General features: G+C 71.3%; 2 protein-coding genes. Both read right to left on the minus strand.

From position 1 onward, the window contains the following. Positions 1-240: hypothetical protein (locus tag AC1DWF_RS35645; protein ID WP_476843173.1), on the minus strand; the 240-nt coding region annotated here is incomplete at its 3' end. 25 nt (positions 241-265) lie between these two features. Then, on the minus strand, positions 266-637 hold a 372-nt coding region (gene hpxZ / locus AC1DWF_RS35650), incomplete at its 5' end, for an oxalurate catabolism protein HpxZ (protein WP_476843174.1).

Genomic DNA, 637 nt, shown 5'->3' on the forward strand with positions numbered 1-637 from the left:
CGGGAGGCTCACGCCGACCCGGCGCTCGCGCAGCCTGGCAACAAGCGCATCGCCCGCGGCGGGGCCGAGCGCGAGGTTCTCCGCCGCCATGGCCCGGCATTCCAGGTCTTCCTGGTGAAAGGCCTCCCCTCCCTTGTCGGGCGTGGGCAGGGCCTCGCGCGTCGGGCCCGTGGGCAGCGGCGCCTGCGCACAGGCCGGAGCCGCCAGCGTGAGGGCCGCCCACATCCAGCTTCTCTTCAAGCTCGCCTCCCCGTGTCGGGAGAGCCTAGCCCACGCCCGGCGGCAGAAGCGACACATGCGCCGCTACGATCCGCCAGCCCTCCGGTGTGCGCAGCCAGGTGTGGCTCTGCCGGCCGATCCGGTCCGAGCCCTCGCGGAGGAAGGTCGTGTTGGCGGTGCCGAAGTCGCGGCCATAGGTGGTGATGACAGTGCGGAGCAGCTGGCGCGCGAGACCCTGGGAAGGGCGGTTGGCGCGGAACTCGGCGATCTCGGCGTAGGAGAAAAGGTTCTCCGTCGCCCCGAAGCGCAGCGTATGCGGGTCGTTCCAGAAGAGCTCGTCCAGCACGGCCACGTCGTTGCTCACCAGCGCCTGCTCGTAGCGGTGGAAGGCCGCCGTGACCTCCGCATGGACTTCGGG

Source organism: Aminobacter sp. P4_D5 (assembly GCF_056401815.1).